This window comes from Granulicella arctica, assembly GCF_025685605.1.
Taxonomy (GTDB): Bacteria; Acidobacteriota; Terriglobia; order Terriglobales; family Acidobacteriaceae; genus Edaphobacter; species Edaphobacter arcticus.
Genome location: NZ_JAGTUT010000001.1, coordinates 4,366,636 through 4,387,277, shown reverse-complemented (window position 1 = coordinate 4,387,277; position 20,642 = coordinate 4,366,636). Strand labels below are relative to the sequence as shown.

Here is a 20,642-nt window from a genome sequence, read left to right as displayed (position 1 = left end):
TGAACATCGTGAGATTATCTTCGCAAATCAGAATGTCTCCTGCTGGGACCTCCTCTTCACGATGAAGTTCCTGCGTACACGACGAATGTTTTCAGGGCCAACGGCTACCGGATTGAGCAGCTACCCAAAACAAATGCGCCGTATCCAGGGTTGTTTTCGGCGTTGCGAGAAAACTGGGATTGAAGCTGATTAGGGGTAAAGCGCATCTCCGGTAGTAGTAATCGACCACCTCGAAGCGCCTACGGAGAACTGAGAGTGTGCTGTTCCTTCGATTGAAGAACGCTCTTGCGCTCACTTAGGGATGCTGCTGCACGAACTTCAACGGTGCATTCCAGAAGGTGGCCTTGCCACTTGTAGGATCGAGTATCGTCACCTGGCAGTCGTATTCGCCGGGCGGCAGTTGCGAGACAGCAATGTTGAAGCTTAACGGGGTCGTGGCAAGCTTTGCGGTTGCCGCTGATGTGATTGCTAACGGCTGTGTCTCGAAGACTTTCACGTGATCACGATAGAAGCTGACGTAGGCAACGATCGGCTTGGAGGTGGCAGCAGCTTGACCTGTTCCCTCTTCGTAGGCCTGCAGATAGACATAGAGTTCACGCCCTTTATTAAATACTCGCGTCACGCTTGGAATAAGTTTTCTGCCGTCCACTATCAGAGGGTTGACCGCAGCCGCTTTCGCTGCGTCCTTCCCTTTCATTGCGTCGTATAACGCATCCTTGAGATCAACGCGTTGACCGCTCAGAACGACGGAGCTCACAGGTACACGCTGCGTCTCCCGGTTTAGATTTGGAATGACGAAGTTCGTTTGGTAGGTTCCGATACGACCCGTTTCGTTGTCGCGGGCAAGGAACTTGATTGTGTATTTCCCGGGGAGCAGCGTAAAGCCTGACTCGTACTCAATGGGGCGATTCGCCAGCTCGGCCGCAGTAGCGTCGGTTAGTTTAATATTTACATTGTCACGAACGTTGCTTACTGTGTTCCCGCCGTAGATGTCCTTAATCTCTCCAACGAAGTCAATCAGCGTGTGCTCGGCACCACCTTTCTTCGCGAGGGCCAACTCGCGGCCGGGGATCTTGACGACAATTGGGACAAAGTATTCGGCGCGGTTGAGCTGAAAGTAATTGATCTCCATGGCAACGGTAAGTTCCGTGATGGGATCTTCGAGCATAAGAGCATCTTCGAGTTGGCGCTCCTTGTCGGCGACGTTGAATTTTCCGAACTCCTTGCCAGCGTAATAGCCCTGACGAAAATCCAGCTTTGCATCCGCCGGTTTATTGACGGTGACTTTGATTTTGCGGAAACGGCCATCGAGTGTTGCATTGGTGGCGTAGTACTCGAGGATGTAGTAATCGGAGATGGCCTGCTGAGCGTTAACGATGCCTCGCGTGAGGTCGTTGTAGTCGAGCAGGGCCTTGCCCCCAGTGTCCCCGGCGAGCGAGAAGAGGGTATCCTGCGACTGCTGAAAGTTAGCGGTGTTGGCCTGTGCCGCCGTGCCGGAGTACATTCCCTGATTGCCAGGTGAGCCTTGTGTCGCATCCCCCAGAGGAGCTGCCGCGACAAGGCCGCGTGCATCAATCGGCCAGAAAGAGACGCCGGCGCGGATGGCAGCATCGACCGTCGCGTGGAGTTGGGCCTGGTTGTCTGTGCCGCTCAGCCGCAGCCCACTTGCAAAGTAGATGAGCGACTTCTTTTCGTTCAGGCCACCCAGCATGCCGGCTGCAGTCTGCAGAGCGGAGAGTTGGCGATCGGTGTTGAAGACATTGAACTCACTATCGTCTTGGCCAAACGCAGCGCCGGTATCAGCACTGCTTGCATCGTCGATCGAGTCCACCGAACCTTGCCCCTCGCCGATGACAAGCGTCTCGAGAATGCTGAGGAGGCGATTACGATCGGCCGAAAAATCCTGAAGCACATCGACGGAGCCACCCTGATACCGCAGGATGGAGACGAGATCGACCGAGGTCATCTGGGTCCTGATGAACTTTTCGGCGGCGCTCAACGCGCGAAGCTGGTCCCCTGGTGGCATGGCACTCATATCAAAGTAGAGTGCGAGCAGTCGGCGATCCTTATACCGCAGGTTCTCGGCAGCTTCGGGTGCAAGCTGTGTCCGGGTAAGGCGCTTGTAGATGGTGAGGCTTTCCTCCTTGGGTGTTGCCGCGGGCAGGGGCTCAGCAGTGCTCGGCAGGGATTGATGCTCACAGAAACGAATCTTCTGCGGTATGCCATTTTCAGTCAAGGTGAAGTCGTTCGCTGTCAGCCCCTCCACTGGTTTGCCGTCCTTGTCCCTGACGGTGACCGCTTCGACGACAAGCTGGGTACGCACGGAGAGCGTCAGGGTGTCAGAGGAGCCAGGCGCTTTATTTTGCCCGATGGTTTGGGCAATGCAGGAGGCGCTGCCGAGACAGACAAGAGTAAGAAGCTGCAAGAATGAGCGCATCGTCAAAATCTCAACCTCGCGGTTGTCTGCAGGCTGCGCATGGGATTGGTCGATGTTGGAAGACCGAAGACCGGACTGACAAGCGACGGATTGATGGTGGTGTTATAGCTGCTGAATACGGCATGATTGAGCAGGTTGGTTGCGTCGACACGGACGTCGAGGTTGTAACTCTTGACGATCCGGAAGGTGCGTGCGAGCGACGCGTTGAAGGTCAGCGAGCCAGGTCCGGTGATGGAGTTGCGGCCTGCATCTCCCCACTGCCCTGGCTGTGGTGCGGTGTACGCCGCGGCATTGAGGAAGCGGCCTCCACCTGCGGAGTAGATCGAAGTCGAGGTGCGGTCGGGACGAAGATTGCCGGTTACGCCGCTGCCGTTAGTTGCCGCAAGATATACAGGGTTCTCTGGCAAACCGCTACCCGCGACGATCTGACCCCCGACCGTCCAGTCCTTATAGAAGCGGCCGCGCCAACCGCCGAGCAGTGTGCCTCCGCCTATACCCATGCCGGTGCTGTATTGAAATGTAGTTGTAAGCAGATGGCGCTGGTCGAAGGTGGAGCGACCGCGCTCGGCTCGTAGATCAAGCCAGTTCTGAGCGACACTCGCCTCTGGCGAGCTTTGGGCAGCAGCGCTCGACGTGCTTTGCGTCGATGACGTCGATACAGTGGCACCTTGTCCGCCGAGCGTGGAGTCGTTGTCAAGTGACTTCGAATAGGTGTAGAGCATGGATGCCGTCAAGCCGCTGCGGAGACGGCGGCGAAGTTGCAGACTGCCAGCCTCACGCGTCGAATTGCCGTTTGATGTCTTATAGACGAAGCCTGACGGACAGGAGGGGCAAGGGTTGACTCCCCCAAGAGGATACGTGTTCGGAAGAAACTCCTGCACACCACGAGTTCCTTTCACCCCGAGATAGGTGGCGGTCATCTGGAGTGCTGCGGGCAGATCGCGCTGTAGCGAAAGTTGCCACGTCTGGGCATAGCCGACACGAAAATTAGGATCGACCGCAAAGGTGTTGGGCGTCGTGGCAGTGCATGTCTGACGGCGAAGTCCGGTAACCAAGGTGAGTGGGCAGGAGCTGTTGTTCTGTGCCTGCAGTGTATTGGACAGAGGAGACTGCTGCGCGAGCTGAAGGGCAGTAGCTTGGTAGACGGAGGTGTCCGCGTAGACGCCATAGCCCCCGCGCGCCACCAGCGAAGAACCGGGAATGGGACGCCATGAAATGCCGAGGCGAGGCTCGACTGCATTGCGATCAGGCCGCAGCAGAGAGTCTGGATAATATTCTCCTGTAAGCGCCCCCACGGGGTCACTGGCGAGTACCGGGGTCACGGCTGTGAAGTGGGGAGCGACGTCGAGATTGACGAGTCGGTCTTTCAGTTCCGTGATCGGTGCACCATACTCCCAGCGAACCCCGATGTTGATGGTCAACTCCGGCCGGAGTCGCCAGTCATCCGTGATGTAGGCGTCATAGACGGATTGACGGAGATATTTGTCGGCGTTACCGTAAGCGATCGAACTGGTATCGGGTGTACCGCTGGCGAAGTCTGCGAAGTCCGAACCCTTGGCAGCCCCCGTAAAGGTGAAAGTTCCGCGTGGATCCTGCTGTGTCAGGTAGTTGAACTCCTGCCTGCGAAAATCCCCACCCAGCGTGATGTTATGACGCCCACGGTAATAGCGGAGAGACGGTGAGACCGCTTCGGTGCGGTTTCGATTGAAAGCGCTTTGCGCATCGGTAAGGGTAGCAATGCCGCTCGAAAAAATGAGCGTCGGCGGGCCCCAATCGGTTGGGGCCTGACTCATTCCCAAAACTCCCGCATTGCCTCCGACGTTAGTGCTGCCAGCGAAGTACGGCGTGATGAGTGTGCGCAGGCGACTGAATTTGTAACCGACGGTGGTATATACACCATGGTTCATGCGATGCTGCCAGCTCGCGTTTGCGTTCAGGCCCAGGGTTCCGCTTGTGTCTCGAAAACCGAAGAGGCTCGAGCTGTCTGCTCGTATACTTTGAAAAGCGAAGCCGCCGAAGAACTCGTCTTGGCGACCGACGCTCTTATCGAGCCTGGACTGGAGGGCATCCTGATGGGAGTTGTTGAGAATCGCAGTCTGGTAGTTGTAGTTCGCATTGCCGCTAAGATTCGGCTGTGGATAGAGAGCGAGCAGTGCCTGTGCCACCGCATCGATCGGAGCGGTATTGCGCTGCCCGAGCGTAGGCACCAAACCGGATTCGGTGGCCGCGGAGCGATTGCGTGTCCACTGGTACCCGATAAAGAAGTTGGGTCCGCGGGGCAGCAGGTGCGGGATGCGGATGGGCCCGCCCAAGGTCGCAATCCCGGTCACCGTACTGTATGAGGACTTTGGCGTATCGAGGCCGGTAAGCGAATAAGGTCGCGCGTCCAGCGCAGAGTTGTCATAGATGACACCAAGATCACCGTTATAGAGGCTCCTGCTCCCTTTGCGGGTATTTCCGAAGCCCTGCGCCAGCGTGAACTGAGAGGTGGCTGCGTTGTTCACACTGCCGTTGACGAGGAAGCCATCGTTTGAGGCCGGTGGCTCTTCGGGTGCCTTCATCGCTTCAGTTTCACCCGATTTAGCGGCTGGTTTTTCAGCGTTGATTGGAGCAGGCGGAAGCACCGCCGGTGCCTCGGCCTTCATGATCTTCGTCTGTGCGATCACCTGATCAAGCGTAAGCATTTTGAGCTCCCACTTGATGCCGGCCGTATGAGGTGCGACTGTAACTTCTTGACCGAGCGCAGCGAAGAACGACATCGTGACATCGAGCTTCCATGTGCCGTCGGCAAGATCGGCGAAGCTGTAGTAGCCATCCTGATCGGAGACGGTACTAACCTTTTTCGTCCCTTGTGTCGCCGTAATGGTTGCACCTGGAACAGGAAGCTCGTTGAATGTCACCTGGCCGTGTTGTTCAGACGCGTAAGCAGACCCGCATATGGCAAACCATGTAAGCAGGAAGGCAGAACGGAGATGCCTGCTGACTCGCAACCCCAAGAACATATCTATCATTATGTTCTCAGTCTCCGAGGAGGAAAGGCTAAACCAACCAGCGTCGAGGTATTCACAACAATTTGGTCTTCGTATGGAATGATCAATTGTCACCGGGCAGCGAGGCTGAATCAACAACAAACATTTTGACATCAGCTTTAGTTGACTGCAGCCTCAAGCCCAGCTGCTCTTGGAGCGCCGTGAAGAGCGTGGGCGCTGTTGACTCCTGTCCGGGAGGTGTATCGTCCGGTGTCCACGCGAGCGACAGGTTATATTTGCCGTTTAGCCCTGTTTTGTCGATCACGATGCGATGGAGTTGACCGGAGAGCTGTGCAGCCAGATCGGATAGGGGTACACCTGTGGCATAGAGTTGAGTATTGTGGATGCTTATACTACCCGCACGTACACCGTTGACTCCGGTTTCGCTGGCCATCTCCGCTGCGGCTGTTTCCTTGAACTTCGGACCATCTTTGACCAGAACCATCTCGTATACGGGCAGCGTCTTTAGTTCATGATGGAACTTCAATTGGAAATGATCGAGCAGAATGACCTCCAGCATCCCCTGCCGTTGCTCCCGCGTTAAATGCTTCATCACTGCTGAATCGGGCTCCGAGATCTTAGCCTTGATATCGAAGCGATCGGATTCGGCCCAGTGAGGCAATCCGGTAAGCTGGTTCTCCTTGAGGTCATAAACATTCAGGATCAACATCCTCAGGGAAACGTTCGAGGCATCGAAGTGACCATCGCTCGTACGGGTACTGACATTTCCGCTGCCTGTGTTATTCGGCTTGATCGATACGACATCAAAGGCAGGCGTCGCGGTGGGTACATCGCGGCCAACAACTATGGGAGCGGATGAGTTCTGTCCTCGCAGCGGATCATGAAAGAACGTAAGGTGCACTATTCCTGCTAACAACAACATTCCACCGGTGCGCATGGTTCGAAACGTCTTCACTCTCAAAGCGGAAGCCTCATGAATGCAGTCTTATAGCTATAAGACGAAATAATTCGATTGAAGTCTCTATTCCGTTTCAGTTTGAGGAAGGCTGTTCTGCATGGTCGATGATCAGGGTCTCGACCGGACCCTTCGTCGCATTCAGCTTCAGTCCGAGTTGCTCCTGCACTGCCGTAAAGATCGTAGGGCTGGACTCGGCAGAGGTGTCGCCTGTCGGAGGCCCGGCATCGTCAGGACTGAACTTCAAATTCACATCATATGTTCCCGTAAGACCTGTTTTATCGATTACCGTGTAGTGGATGATGTAGGAGAACTGATTGCCCACGGCCTGGATGGAGATGCCCTCTCCTTTGAACATACCGGGCCCCATCGTCATCATGCCACGATGCCTGGCCGCCTCCGGGTCCTTCACTGCTTCCGCCGAAGCCTCGACCGGTGCCGACGCCTTAAGCTTCAGGCCGCCTTTCGCGATGACCATGTCATACAAAGGAAGAACCTTCGTCTCGGAATGAATCTTCAATTTGAATCGATCCGCTAACAATGCTTGAAGTAGTCCACTGCGTTGCCGCGGAGTAAGCTTTTTGAAGGCCTCCACATCGGCACCAGCAACCTTCGCTTCAACGTCAAAGCCGGTAGAACCCACCCAACTGGGGCCACCAGAAATCAAATCCTGGCGGATACCGTACGCGTTGGCAACCAGACTCTTAAGGGGGATATTGGTACAGCTAAAGCCATCGGGCTTGTTCATGATGCGCATCATCTGCTCGCCCGACGGATGCTCTTTGACGGAGGTCACGTCATACTGTGGCAGACTGGCATCAGGAATAGTTGACTTCGGTGACGTGTCCACCATGATGGGCATATCCTGCGCACGTGCAAGTGGGAGAGCCAACGCAAGAACAGCAACAAGAAATATCATGCGACGAAAAGAAGCGGTCATACTGAAAGCCTCGTTGCTGCGGTAAGCGCGCATTGCTATCAAAGAGCGCGGTGTTGGCTACACCTAGTTTGCAGATGACTGCTCCACATGGTCGATCGCGATGACCTCGACAGCGGTTTTCTCCGCGATCATCTTTAGCCCAACCTGCTGCGACAGCGCTTCGATCAGGCTTGGAGCCGGTTCAACGCCATCAGCCAGCTTTGCGACCGGAGAGTGACCATTGAATTGGGTTTCATCAGGCAGGAAGGTGACACTGAAATCAAATTTGCTCTTTAGGCCGGTCCTGTCCACGACAGGTCGGTCCAGCACAAGGGTCTGCAGAAAGCCGGTGAAGTCTCCGATCGTGCCGTTGCGCACCATTAGCGTCATTCCACCAGTCGCGGGTCTCATACCGATTCCAGGAAGCGATCCATTCATCTGGGTTGGCGTTAGCTTCTCCATTCCCTTGCTGGCTGAGACGACGAACGCCGACATCTCTCGCTTGTCTTTGTGGAAGGTAAGCTTAAATCGCTCGGCCAACAGCTTGCGAATCATCGTCCTCACCTGCTGTGGGTTGGGTGCGCCCTCCTGATCTGGCACACCCGCAACGTCGAAACGATCCTTGAAGATCCAGTCGGGACCACCGACAATCTGTTTTGCCTGAACCTCATAGGAGAAGGCAATCAGGTCTGCGAGAGACGAGGCGCGGGTCTGAAAGTCACGTCCATTAAGCGTGAGCTGCTGCATGCTTGTAGCGCCCGTATTATTTGGCTTGATCGTAGCGACTTCAAAGGACGGATCTGCATCCGCCGCCATCAGCTTGGCAGGAGGAGGAGGTGTTGGGATCTCCCAGGCTGTCTCCTTCGTAGTGCGTGCCAGAACTATTGCCTGCGGTGTCGCTCCCTGCGACCATGTTCCTGTCAGGACCTTCCCATCCGCACTGAGTTTTCCTTCGTAGCTGCCGCCGATCATGTCTACTTTGTACCTCAGGGTCGCACCATCCAGTGTCACCGCAGAAGCCCCTAAAGCCATCGAACCCTGATCGATGCTGTACATCGTGGCTTTTAGCTTTCCATTGTCCTTTGCAATGATCAGAATGACACGCAGATCTTTCTCTGCCTTCAGTATCCCTTGCCAGTTACCGACGATATCCTGTGCTTGTAGGGCCGCCCCCAGCAACACGACACAAGCAAGGAGGCAAAGTATAACTTTCTTCATCGACATATCTCCTTAAAGTTTCTTCTCGTCCCGTGACAGAATCCTTCCAGAACCGAAAAGATGAGTCGCATGTGCTGGCTATGTCGCTTGGACAACGAGCTACCTGAAAAAGTAAGCGAAGAATATGAAAATGGATCAAAGATAGTTCTCCCGTCAATCCTGTTCGTGTGATCCCGTGCATCTAGCTGAAAACGGGAATCTGGAAAAGGCACAGGCGAAGCGATTGTCCTGAAACGCAGGAGAGCCACTGGAAAACTAACCAGCGGGTCGGTACGATGATGGAGAGCAGTCGGGACTCGCGACCTTCTGTGAGCGAACGGCGCCTCATCAGCGTTTCTCTGCCTTGGAATTCAATGCGCAAATGTATTCTTAGTTCGTTGCAGATCGTGATGGTCGCAGGGCTCATCTGGAGAGCGGCTCAGGCCCAGCAGCTTGCTGCCCCACCACAGCCTGCATTCGGGGCCGCATCCATTCGACCTTCGCATCTGACGCCAGGGTGCTTCAGCATGCTGCCACCTGGTGGCTCACAGTACGAGCTCACCTGTGTTCCATTGCGTATCTTGATCCAGATGGCGTACAAACTCAACTACATCGACGGTGGTGACGGTGCGGTCGACGCCTACTATGACCTTCGTGCGACGGCCGCAGACGGAAGCCCACTAACACCAGACTCGGTTCGTCCGATGATGCAGCAACTGCTTAACGAGCGGTTCCACCTCAAAGTGCATCCAGGCAAGCGTGAGCTCTCCGGCTACGGTTTGTTTGTAAGTAAGAATGGACCGAAGTTGCACGCTGTCGCTGCGGACTCCGTGACGCAGGGACAGAAAGCGGGTGAGCCCTCGCAGAACTTCATCTCGTCGGGCCGTGTCCAGGGACGCGGTGTGACTCTCAGTGGACTTGCCGGCCTTCTCGCCCTTGTGGAGCACACTCCAGTCGTCGACCACACCGGTCTTTCAGGTACGTTCAACGTCGACCTCACTTACGCGCCTGACAGCAGCACAGACACAGATCTTCCATCGTTCTTTACGGCCCTCGAAGAACAACTCGGACTGAGACTCAAGCCCGAAAAGGTCAGTGTGGATACGCTGGTCATTGACCATGTCGATGAGACACCTACGTCGAACTAGTCAACTCATCGTCTTCGGTGCTCTAGTCCAGAAGTAAGCATCAATCCGCTTGCGGCGACAAGCCGCGGCGTCCGCCGGACGCATCATTCTCCCCGTCTAATTTTCCGAGGGTCGCTCGACGTGGTCGATGATGAGAAAGCCGATGGGGGCATGGGACGGTTTGAGTTCCAAGCCGAGTTGGATCTTGAGAGCGGTGCGAAAATTGGCTGCGTTGTCAGCGACAGCACCTTCTTCCCCGGTGAGGTCGTGCATCCAGTTCAACGTGAAGTCGTAAAGTCCTGAGAGGTTGGTCTGATCGACGACGGGCCGAGGCATCGCAGCGAGTCCAGTCATCGTCGGGATTGAGGTAACCAATAGGGAGAGCGGAACGGCGCGGCCACCGTAATGCGGGCCGGGGGCGGAGGACGCGACGTGTGCGATGACGCCACAGACGGGCGGAAGTTCGCCCATGACAAAGGCCGCGGCGTTATGAGGCGGCAGATCGGGAGTAGGGACACCGCAAGTGTCGAAGGAGGAATGAGGCTGAAGATTGGGGCCGGTAAAGCCGGGTTTCGCAAGAACAAGTGCAAAGACAGGAGTGTTGGCGGAGAGATTGTGGATCGTCAAATGGAAGCGGTCGGCAAGCAGAGCCTGCATCATGAGACGCATCTGGTCCATGGACGTATCGGCCGGTGCGCGCGCCGAAATGTCAAAGTATTCCGGCGCAGCGTCGAAGGAGCCAGTAACCCAGAAGGGCGCGCCGGACTTTGGTGCACCGGAAAACATATTGAAGCGAAGAGCAAGCTCCTGTGTCCCGGAAAGCTTGTATGCAAACGTGATGTAACGCCATAACGCTTGGTGGGTCGCGATGAACAATCCGCCAGCGGCGCTCCGCGTTTCGTCTGGGCCAATCAATGCGTACACGTTACCGGCGTCGAGAGGAACGTTGCTGTGCGCCGGGGAGTTCAGCTTGCTGGGCCGAACTGAAGCGACGTCGAAGGCAGGCGACGCACGGCTAGGCGAGCTCTGGGCGAAAGCAGAGGCGAAAGCAAGAATGCAGAGGATGACGAAGGTTCGGCACATGGAAATGAACTCAGAGGTGAAGAATAGCGCAATGAAGGACCGAAGAAGTGGACCTTTACATCTCACCTTTTCGGGACATTTGATCTGGCATTGCCAGAATCGTTTCAGAATAATTAGTTCGGCGAAGGTCGCTCGATATGATCGATCACCCAGCACTTACACTTGTCCTATAAATGGGCTCAGCTTCAGCTCAAGTTGCTCCTACATCGCCGTATAAAGCTCAGGCGCCGTCGCACCCGAGTCCACTGTCGGCAGGTGAACCCGCCCACCAAACACGTTCTCATGAGGCATAAAGCTTAGATCAAAAATCAAACTGACCCGCAAGCCCCGTTTTGTCTACGACCGGCCGGTCGAGGAAGTTTTGCAGTGCCCGTTTGAAGTCACCCATGGACTAGTTCTGTACCGTAAAGTAAGTACGAGGATTCGGGACCCATGAAGAGCAAGTCCAGGTTAGGTTCGTACGTTCTGCTCATCGTCTTTGCCGCGATCAGCATGACGTACTACATCACAGGAACCATCGCTCTACGCGAAGAGTTCTTCCACGCCGGACGCTACGCAAACGATCCGTTCAACTTCCGCGATGACGGGCAGACCCTCCAGAGGCTCGATAAAGAAGCGAAGGCTGGTGGCCTCTCCGAGGGTGACTTCCTGATCGCATTAGACGGCACTCCGTTTACTGGGTACGCCCAGATCCATGACCTGCTCCAACGCTCCAGTCCAGGCCAGACCATTGAAGTTTCTGTCCGATCACCCTCCGGGACCACGCGAACTGCCCATCTTCAGCTAGCCCCCCGCGAAGGTCCGGACTGGACGATCGGCAAGTTGCTCACCTTTCTTATCGCCATTCTGGGCGTGCCTCTGCTTAGTCTGTTTGCCGGATACTGGATCGTTGCCGCCCTTCCGCGCGATCTCAACGCCTGGCTTGCCCTCCTGCTCCTTACCTTGCCTGAGACCCTCTACGGTAATCTCGACTGGAGATTCTGGCCACATCCCTGGTACCTGCTCCTCTTTCTTTGGAACAGCATCATCCAGTCCGCAGCCTTTCCCGCCTTTCTCTGGTTCGGCTTCCTCTTTCCCGAACGCTGGCGAGCCGACCTGCGCTTTCCTTGGTTCAAATACTTGATTTTAGCGGTGGGCCTCTGCGTCTCTCTTCTCGAAATCGGTTTCAACGCAGGACAGATTCTCTCCGTCAACCTCATCCGACCACTGATGTCACTTCAGGTCTTGGCTGACCACGTAACGGCCAGTCTGGAGATTGTCTGCGTCATTCTGTTCCTCGTCGCGCTGATCGATAAGCTCCGCACAGCCTCGACCGCAGACGCACGTCGACGCCTGCGAGTTCTGGCTATCGGGAGCGCCCTCACTCTCGGTCCCCTGCTCCTCATCTTTGCCATCGCACCCCTCTTCGGCTTCGACCCGCATCACGGAAACTGGTTCGTCGCGATCATTCCCTTCGACTCCTTCTTTCCCTTAACCCTCGCCTACGTCCTCATCGTCCAGCGCGCCATGGACGTCCGCATCCTCCTCCGCATGGGCACCAAATATCTCCTCGCCCGCGCCACAATCCTCGTCATCGAAATCGCAGTCGTTGCCTTCGTCATCATCCACTTCATCTTCCCGATGATGCAGCGCAAACAACATCAGGTCCTCACCTTCGTTCTCCTGGCAGTCTGCATCGGTGCGCTCTTTCAAGTCTTTCTACGGCGCGACGGCCTTAGCCATCGCCTGCAACGCTGGCTTGATCGCAGGTTCTTCCGCGAGGCCTACAACAGCGAAATCGTGCTCAGCGAACTCTCTGAGCAGGTCCGTCAGCTCACCGATAAAGATGCACTCGTCGACACCGTCCTCCGACGCATCTCGGAGGTCCTGCATGTCCCGCAGATCGCCATCATGCTCCGCGGCACCAACACCTTCTACCTCCAGCAATCCTTTGGCATGGATCTCGACGGCGGAGTCTCCTTCACTCCGCAGTCCGCGACTATTCTGAATCTCGAACGAACGAATCAACCCGCAACCCTCTACCGCGATCGTCCTGAAGAATGGTTCACCGAGGCTGATGCCGGCGAGCAGGCGCTCCTCCGCCAGATCAGCGTCGAACTCCTGCTCCCCTTGTCGGGGCGCACGCGTCTGCTCGGTCTGCTCGCGCTCGGTTCGAAGAGGTCAGAGGAGGCCTACACTCCCACCGACCTTCGCATCCTGCAATCCGTTGCCGCCCAGACTGGCCTGACCCTCGAAGTCGCCGAACTCGTTCAGACCCTTGCAAGCCAGGCCTCGCAGCGTGAGCGCATGAATCGCGAGATCGAGATCGCCCGCGAGGTCCAGCAGCGGCTCTTTCCCCAGATCATTCCGGCCATTCCGGGTGTCAGTCTCGCCGGCATGTGCCGTCCCGCCTCCGAAGTCGGCGGCGACTACTACGATTTGATCGAGATGGAAGATGGCAATCTTGGCTTCACAATCGGCGACGTCTCCGGCAAGGGCATCTCCGCCGCACTCATCATGGCAAGTCTCCGCGCCTCGCTCCGCGGTCTCATTCTGGACACGCCAGACGATCTGGCTCGGATGATGCAGAAAGTAAATCGCCTCGTCTACGAAGCATCCTCCAGTAGCCGCTACGCTACCTTCTTCTTTGCCACCTTCAACCCGCAGACCCGCGAACTGCGCTATGTCAACGCAGGACACAATCCACCGATCGTCGCAAGAGCACAGTCCGGAAAGCTCGACCGCCTCGAAGCCTGCGGTCCTGTCGTTGGCCTCCTTCCCCTCGTCGACTACGAGGCACAGTCCTTGATCCTTGAAGCCGGAGATCTTCTCATCGCCTACACCGACGGCATCAGCGAAGCCATGACCGCCGACGATGAAGAGTGGGGAGAGACCCGCATGCTTGAAGCAGCTCCCGGCCACACATCCGCTTCGGCGTCCGAAATCATCGAACACATCTTCAAAGCTGCTGATCAATTCACTGCTGGCGCGGAGCAACACGACGACATGACGCTCCTCATCATGAAGCTCATGGACAAATAGAAATCACTAGAGTAGATACACAGCAACGGACAAAGGCTACCGGAGGGTTGTTGCAGTTAGACAAGGAGAACCCTGACTCGTATGGCTCCGATTCACTTGGGGGTTTGAAAGCAGGGAACGAAACAAGCGTCCAGTAAGGGCCCCCGCATCGTCTCTGCAGCAACGCCTCCATATCGGCTTTCTTCTGAAACTACACTCTACTCTTGCCATTTGGGCCAAACTTTTGCAATACGAGCTTTGCGGTGACCGAAGACGTGGCTTCGCCACACATCCTTCTGCGGCGCAGATCTACTTAGAGCTTCCGATCTAATGAAAAGTAGGTTGCACCAAGATCTTCAGAGAACGTCAGACCTTCACTGAGCTACCGTTCAACAGCAGCTAGAACTTCTTCTCTCGAAAAATTCACCCTATTGGACGCAACTACCCTATGGTGGTTCCATTACCTCACAGAGAACTTGAAAAGATCGTGTTCTTGATAACTCGATACTTCTCAATTTGCGGATGCTCAAGCAGGCGGCCCGCTTGAGCATCCGCTTCGCTTCTAGAACTGGATCTTTCCGGAGAACTGCAGTTGACGCATGGTGTTGTTCGGTTCCAGACCGGTGATGACACCCCCGGTGGAACAGTCGACGCAGCGGGCCTGGCTTGCTGACGGAACGCCGAGCGCTGCGTGGTTGAAGACGTTGAATGCCTGCGCCTGAAGCTGGCCGTGAAAGCGCTCAGACAAAGGAATGTCCTTGCTCAGGCTGGCGTCGGCGAAGTAGTCGTGAGGTCCACGAAGCGAGTTGCGCCCTACGTTTCCGAAGGTCCCGAAGGCTGGCCGCTGGAACGCTGTCGTGACACTGGCACCAGACGTAAGAGCAGCAACTGGGGTGAAGTATGCACGACTGTGAGTGACGGGATTGAGCCCGCCGACATTGGTTGGCAGGTTATGTGCGTTGCCATCCGGACGGCAGTCGCTTGTAGTTCCCGGCCCGGCAAAGTTCTTGTCGATGTCCTGGTCGGAACCGCACTCGGCATAAGTGGGAGTGAACGGCAATCCGCTCTCCCACGTCGTGTTACCGCTCACGGTATAGCCACTGACGAGACCATTGATAAGACGATTTGAACTGCGCAGATACATACCATTCTTGCCAAACGGCAGCTGATAGACGCTGCTGAAGACGAGGACATGAGCGCGGTTCGTATCATTCGGCCCATAGCTGACGCCAGGATAACGAGCAAATGCCTCATCGTTGGCATAGTTCATTGCTTTCGACCAGGTGTAGTTCGCATTGAACTGAAGACCATTGGCAAGACGCTTTTCAAAGACGGTCTGGAGCGAGTGATAGTTCGCATTTGCTGATGGCTGAGCGGAGGTGAGACCGTTGCTGCAGCAGAGGCCGTTGTTGAACTTGCCAAAGAACGGACGACGCCGATTGAAGCTGACGCCCGTAGTGTCGGTGTCACTTGCCGTCAGGTCAGCCGGACTGGTAGGCAGAACAGGAGCATTGAGGTCATAGCCCTCCGTCTCGCCCGGATAGATGCGCTCTGCGTGATTGCCAACGTAAGCAACCTGCAGGGTCATGTTCGGGGTGAGTTGTTGTTGGACAGTAAGGTTCCACTGATCAACGCGGGGGAGTTGGATACGGTCGCCACGGAAAGTCGGACTGACGGAGTTGGTCAGCGGAATTTGTCCGTTGGAGGGGATGATGGGAGCGGAGACGCGAATGGGCGGCGCACCAAGTGTGGTGGCGAACTGACCGGTAGCATTGCTGGCGTTGGTGTCTTCGTTAGCGAGGACCGGGAGATTGTGAGTAAGTGCCGAGCCGAACAGGGTGCCGAAGAAGCCTACGTCGTCGTAGACCTGACCAATGCCGCCGCGAATGACCGTGGTCGGATGAACCTGGTATGCGAAGCCGAAGCGGCCGGCGACGTTGGTGTAGTCCATCTTCTGACCACCGTTGGTTCCGAAGCCGCCTACGCCTGCAACATTGATGCTGCCCGTTGCGAGATTGGCAAAGCCGCCGTTACCGGGTGAGTTGACGGTCTCGGGGAAGATTATGTCCCACCGAACGCCGTAGTTGACCGTGAGTTTAGGAGTAACTCGCCAGGAGTCCTGACCGTAAAATGCGCCACGCTTCTGGCGATTTGCAGCGTTCTGCTGGAAGACATCGAAGCGTTGGAAGCGATCAGCTTGGCCCACGAGAAGAGAAGCAAGCCCAACACCCTGTCCGCCCGTCCCCGCAGTCTGACCGCTGTTGAAGCTGAAGAGGCCCGCGCGATTGTTATCGCTTGCATTGCGCAGGTTGAGGGCGTAGCGGACATCGCCGCCGAACTTAATGGAGTGGTTACCAATAATCTTCGTCCAGTTATTAGCTAGCTGGAAGACCTGCTCACTCTCAAGCAGAGGGCAGTTACAGCCCTGGCTACCGAAGTTAGTGATACTGCTATCGGTGACGTTGAAGGTAGGCAGACCGGAGGTGTCAAATGAGCCGGTGTTGAGGTTCGGAATACCGAGTGCACTAGCCGGGTTGGTGCCGGCATCGAGCTTATTTTCGGCGACATGATAGGCGAGAAAACCGGCGCGAACATCGGTAAGGACACTTCCACTCAGTGCATAATCGAGACCAATTGCGGCACTCTGGTTCTGTACTTTGTCCGTGCCGCTCGTACCCGTGAGACCAAAGCCCGGACCGCCTGCTGCGCCAAACGCCGCATTGCCTTGTAACCGATAGAACGCGATGTCATACCGACCAAAGGCATGTGCCTTGCTATTGAATTGGTGATCGATACGCGCATCCGCCTGGTCACCATTGTTGACCCCGTTCCCGGATGCAGCGAAGTTGTTCTGTGTGCCGCTGATGCTGAGATTTGGCGCAGGGAGAAGCCGCAGAAGAGCGATCGCCTGCGGGGACAGTCTGGAGGTGGGAATGACGCCATTCGTGTAAGCCGTTGGGGTTCCGCCCGAAGTGGGATAAACGTATAACGGCTTACCGCCGGCATACTCACTGAGGTCACAGGTAGCGGAACCAGCCGTGAGGCAGGTATTTCGGACAAGGGTAGTGGGAACCGAACTCAAGAAGCTCGTTCCAACCTTCTGGCGAGTTCCCTGGTAGTCGAGGAAGAAGAAGGTCTTGTCCTTCCAAATGGGGCCGGAAACGGAGCCTCCATACTGCCCGAAAGATTGAGAAGGAATATAACGTCCTGTGACAGCATCAGGTGTGGATTGTGCAAAGGGGTCACGAGCCAGGTTGGCATCCGTGTGACGATAGAAGAAAACGTCTCCGTGCAACGTGTTACTGCCGGACTTGGTCTGCGCACTGACAATACCGCCGACCGCGCCTCCAAACTCGGCGTCGTAGTTTGCCGATGTAACTTTCAGTTCGCCGACAGAGTCGAGTGTGGGATTGATGACGATAATGCCCAGCACGGGATCGCGATTATCGGTTCCATCAAGCAGAAAGCCCTGGACGCCGTAGTTCGAACCGTTTGTGTTGAGAGATACGGAACCTTGGGGATCCTCTGGGCCGCTAATATTGAAGGAGGAGTGTTGGACTCCTGGTGTCAGCAACGCAAACTGAGTGAAGTTGCGATTCAGATTGGGGAGATTGCCCAGTGAGCGCTGGTCGAGGATTTGGGCTACATCGGCACGATCGGTCTTGAGCGCTGGTGTGTCGTTCGCAGACACTTGTATTGTGGTTGCGGAGCCGGCTGGCTGTAGGGCGATATCCACCTTCTGTGAAGCGTCGGCATGGATCTCAACACCCTTGGCTTCGGCAGAGCTGAATGAGCCTGCCTCGATCCTGACCGTATAGGTATCAGGGATCAAATGATCCGCAGACCAGTTGCCAGCGCCGTTTGATTGAACAACCTGCTGGGTTCCTTTGTTTGTGTCGGTGATCGTTACAGTCGCATTTGGAATGGCCGCGCCAGTGCTGTCACCAACTGTGCCATAAATCGAGCCGTAAACAGCTTGTGCTTTCAAGCCTGGTGTTCCTAAGGTAAGTACGGAAACACCAGCGAATAGGCCTGCGAACAGGACCTGACGTTTGATGGGATTGTGCAAGTTAAAGCCTCCAAAGGGTAGTTCAGCGTCCGTATACCTCATCGCTTCCCAACAGGGCGGAGGGAAGAACAGATGACGTTCAGTAAGATCAGTTTGGACAAATGTTGAACCAGACTGAGGGTACGCTACCGTACATACATTTGTCACCTACCGCACATATAGAGCTCCGCATACGGGAGGTACGCGAAGTCACTTGCGCTTTAGCAAGAACTAAGCAACTAAAACTGAGCGACGTGTAGATGAGAACGGTGGAGCAGCATCTATCAATTTCGGTGCACAATACGCGCTTGCTGACCGTTGTTCAAGTAACCCTCGCCACTCTAGGAAGAGGAGTCTAATAGGACAAGAACAAGGAGAGACCTTAGCGAACGACAACCGCAATCAAGGAGAAGAGATCGATGCAGATTCTGGTAAACAGCGACAATCACATTGTGCTTCACCGCAAACTCTCGAACTTTGTAGACACGGAGATCAACCGAATTCTTGACCGGTTCAGTCCTGACCTTACCCGCATAGAGGCTCATCTCAGCGATGAACATGCGTTTAAAGCCGGTCCACGAACGAAGCGATGTCTGCTCGAAGCGCGACCCAAGGAACACCAGTCGCTTACCGTAACGGCGGACTCTCCCGACCTGTTGATTGCGGTGACCGGAGCTGCTCACAAAATGCAGCGTCTTCTCGATTCAACCTTCGGGCGGATCGAGGAAAAACGTCCCTTTCTAGCCCTGGAATAGCCCCTCATGGAATGAGACGACGGCGGCCCGCCCTCTCTTCCCTCTCTCCCGACTATCAGCGCTCGCCTCAGCTTTGACTTGGAAACAGTCGTGCAGATTGCTCTGTCTGACTGACAGTCGAAGGTTGTTCTTGCTAAGGCTGAGGCGGGTGCCGACATCGTTACTGCCCCGCGATGAGTAAAGTCTCAAAGCAAAAAAAACCGATTCGCGCACAGGATTGAAAACCGTTCCAAGTCCCCAGGAGAAGCAATGACAGAGATCTATTCCGTAGTGGCTGCATTTGGAACGAACGCTGACGCTAACAACGCGGCGCAGCTCCTCGAAAGAAGTGGCTTCGAGAGAAAGAGTATGTCGATTGAGAACAGGATTACACCGATACAGCGACAGGAAGCGGATATGAAGAGCGCTCTTTCGCAAATGAAATTGTCGACGATCACGGGAGCACTCTGGGGAGGTTTATGGGCTTTTCTTGCGAACGGAGATCGTTTTTCACGTAATAGAGAGACTGTCGTCTTCATGGACCCGCTTCTCTCCTGTCTTGGCTCAGTCGTGAAGGGAGCCTGCATGTTTGCTGGTGTTACGTTTATCGGTCTTAGCCTCGATGGTGGGATCTCGCGCCTGCAACTCATGCACGACGAGCCTACTCTCGCGCTTGATCCTTATCTGCTCATCATTCACAACACGCCCGCAGCCGTCACGCTGGCAGGCGACGTTCTTAAAACAGCGCAGGCGCTCTGAAGATGGCTCACCTCGGCATCCTTTCTTGAAGAGTATGGAAAGAGCAACTGCCGCTTGAGCGATTAGTGGCTTAGCCAAAGAATCTCAACAAAATAGTTGGGTGGATCGTGAACGCCAACTAGCACACCCTGCTAAGCGGCGCGGGCAGCAGTTAGACTGCGGCGACTGTAAGCCTGTCCGGGGAGTTGGTCGCGGAGTCGAGCCCCTCAAGTACAGCGCGGATGCGCCCTGAAGCCCAGGCGATCTCGTCACGGGTGATCGTGAGTGGCGGCGCAAGGCGAATGCAGTTCACATGCGTCTCCTTGCAGAGGATACCCTCCGCCTTCAAAGCCTCGCAGATGGGCCGCGCCGGCACGTTCAACTCGATTGCAATCCAAAGTCCTCGCCCGCGTATCGCGTTGATATGCGGACTGTCAATCTCACGAAGCTGCGCCATAAACAGTGGGCCAAGCTCTGCGGAGCGCGCTACAAGTTGTTCATCCACCAGAACCTTCAGTGCCGCCCGCGCAACTGCACATGCCAGGGGATTGCCACCGAACGTACTCCCATGATCGCCCGGCTCGAACAGCCCAAGGATCGCTCGGGAAGCCAGGACCGCTGACACAGGATAGTACCCACCTGACAGCGCCTTGCCAAGAATCAACACGTCCGGCACCACATCGTCGTGCTCGTACGCGAACATCTTGCCCGTGCGGCCAAGACCCGACTGAATCTCATCGCACATCAGCAGCACGTTGTTCTCGCGACAAAGAGCAGCAGCTTCGGCAAGGTACCCTTCGGGGGGAACGATGATCCCCGCTTCACCCTGGATCGGCTCGATAAGGAACGCGCAGGTATGCGGTGTAATCGCCTCGCGCAGAGCCCGCACATCACCAAACGGGACCACTTTGAAGCCGGGAGTGAACGGTCCGAAATCCTTGCGATACTGAGGGTCGGACGAGAAGCTGACAATCGAGATCGTGCGACCGTGAAAGTTGTCAGCACAGACGATGATTTCAGCCCGATCCTGCGGAATCCCCTTCACCGCATAGCCCCAGCGGCGCACCACCTTCAACGCCGTTTCGACAGCTTCGGCACCCGAGTTCATCGGCAGCGACATCTCGAAGCCAGTCAACTGGTGCAACTGCTCATAGAACAGCGGAAGCTGATCGTTCCGAAACGCCCGCGACGTCAGCGTCACCTTGTGTGCCTGCTCCAGCATCGCCTGCAATATCTTCGGATGGCAGTGCCCCTGGTTCACCGCGGAGTATGCCGCCAGGCAGTCCAGATAACGCTTGCCGTCCGTGTCATAGACCCAGCAGCCGCTTGCACGCTCGATCACCACATCCAGCGGATGATAGTTGTGAGCACCATACTGCTCTTCGAGTTCGATATACTTCGCGGTAAGCACAGG

At 55.9% G+C, this 20,642-nt stretch carries 13 protein-coding genes; 4 read left to right on the top strand and 9 right to left on the bottom strand.

The annotated features are described in order from the left end of the window. Positions 1-295: 295 nt before the first annotated feature. From OHL20_RS18605 to OHL20_RS18585, 5 genes are all read right to left on the bottom strand, one after another. Positions 296-2,437 carry a VWA domain-containing protein gene (locus tag OHL20_RS18605; protein WP_263384659.1) on the bottom strand — a complete coding sequence of 714 codons (2,142 nt, stop codon included), beginning with the start codon at positions 2,435-2,437 and terminating at the stop codon, positions 296-298. A gap of 2 nt (positions 2,438-2,439) precedes the next feature. Then, the gene (locus OHL20_RS18600; RefSeq protein ID WP_263384658.1) at positions 2,440-5,448 is read right to left on the bottom strand and encodes a carboxypeptidase regulatory-like domain-containing protein; all 3,009 of its coding nucleotides are present in this window, start codon (positions 5,446-5,448) and stop codon (positions 2,440-2,442) included. Between the two features lie 82 nt (positions 5,449-5,530). After that, positions 5,531-6,349, bottom strand: coding sequence for a TIGR03435 family protein (locus OHL20_RS18595; RefSeq protein WP_263385047.1), 819 nt, complete (start codon positions 6,347-6,349; stop codon positions 5,531-5,533). A gap of 109 nt (positions 6,350-6,458) precedes the next feature. Beyond that, positions 6,459-7,322, bottom strand: coding sequence for a TIGR03435 family protein (locus OHL20_RS18590; protein WP_263384657.1), 864 nt, complete (start codon positions 7,320-7,322; stop codon positions 6,459-6,461). A gap of 63 nt (positions 7,323-7,385) precedes the next feature. Beyond that, entirely contained in the window at positions 7,386-8,519 is a 1,134-nt protein-coding gene (locus OHL20_RS18585) for a TIGR03435 family protein (protein ID WP_263384656.1), read from the bottom strand. Positions 8,520-8,872: 353 nt separating this feature from the next. Between OHL20_RS18585 and OHL20_RS18580 the strand changes: the two genes are divergently transcribed. After that, positions 8,873-9,646, top strand: a complete 774-nt coding sequence (locus OHL20_RS18580) for a TIGR03435 family protein (protein ID WP_263384655.1) — start codon at positions 8,873-8,875, stop codon at positions 9,644-9,646. Between the two features lie 96 nt (positions 9,647-9,742). Here OHL20_RS18580 and OHL20_RS18575 read toward each other — a convergent pair whose 3' ends face one another. Further along, positions 9,743-10,708 carry a TIGR03435 family protein gene (locus OHL20_RS18575; RefSeq protein ID WP_263384654.1) on the bottom strand — a complete coding sequence of 322 codons (966 nt, stop codon included), beginning with the start codon at positions 10,706-10,708 and terminating at the stop codon, positions 9,743-9,745. A 301-nt stretch (positions 10,709-11,009) separates the two neighbouring features. Continuing rightward, positions 11,010-11,096, bottom strand: coding sequence for a DUF3738 domain-containing protein (locus OHL20_RS25285; RefSeq protein ID WP_396272585.1), 87 nt, complete (start codon positions 11,094-11,096; stop codon positions 11,010-11,012). Between the two features lie 44 nt (positions 11,097-11,140). Here OHL20_RS25285 and OHL20_RS18570 point away from each other — a divergent pair, with 44 nt between their 5' ends. Then, the gene (locus tag OHL20_RS18570; RefSeq protein WP_263384653.1) at positions 11,141-13,729 is read left to right on the top strand and encodes a SpoIIE family protein phosphatase; all 2,589 of its coding nucleotides are present in this window, start codon (positions 11,141-11,143) and stop codon (positions 13,727-13,729) included. Between the two features lie 541 nt (positions 13,730-14,270). On the opposite strand, the gene OHL20_RS18565 is transcribed toward OHL20_RS18570, so the two are convergent. Next, positions 14,271-17,696, bottom strand: coding sequence for a TonB-dependent receptor (locus OHL20_RS18565; protein WP_263384652.1), 3,426 nt, complete (start codon positions 17,694-17,696; stop codon positions 14,271-14,273). Between the two features lie 479 nt (positions 17,697-18,175). Here OHL20_RS18565 and OHL20_RS18560 point away from each other — a divergent pair, with 479 nt between their 5' ends. Both OHL20_RS18560 and OHL20_RS18555 read left to right on the top strand, forming a co-directional pair. Then, positions 18,176-18,511 (top strand): HPF/RaiA family ribosome-associated protein, encoded by a 336-nt coding sequence (locus OHL20_RS18560; RefSeq protein WP_263384651.1) that lies wholly within the window; start codon positions 18,176-18,178, stop codon positions 18,509-18,511. Between the two features lie 249 nt (positions 18,512-18,760). Further along, positions 18,761-19,249: a hypothetical protein gene (locus OHL20_RS18555; RefSeq protein ID WP_263384650.1), complete on the top strand. Its 489-nt coding sequence runs from the start codon at positions 18,761-18,763 to the stop codon at positions 19,247-19,249. 151 nt (positions 19,250-19,400) lie between these two features. On the opposite strand, the gene rocD is transcribed toward OHL20_RS18555, so the two are convergent. After that, entirely contained in the window at positions 19,401-20,639 is a 1,239-nt protein-coding gene (gene rocD / locus OHL20_RS18550) for an ornithine--oxo-acid transaminase (RefSeq protein WP_263384649.1), read from the bottom strand. Between the last annotated feature and the right edge of the window lie 3 nt (positions 20,640-20,642).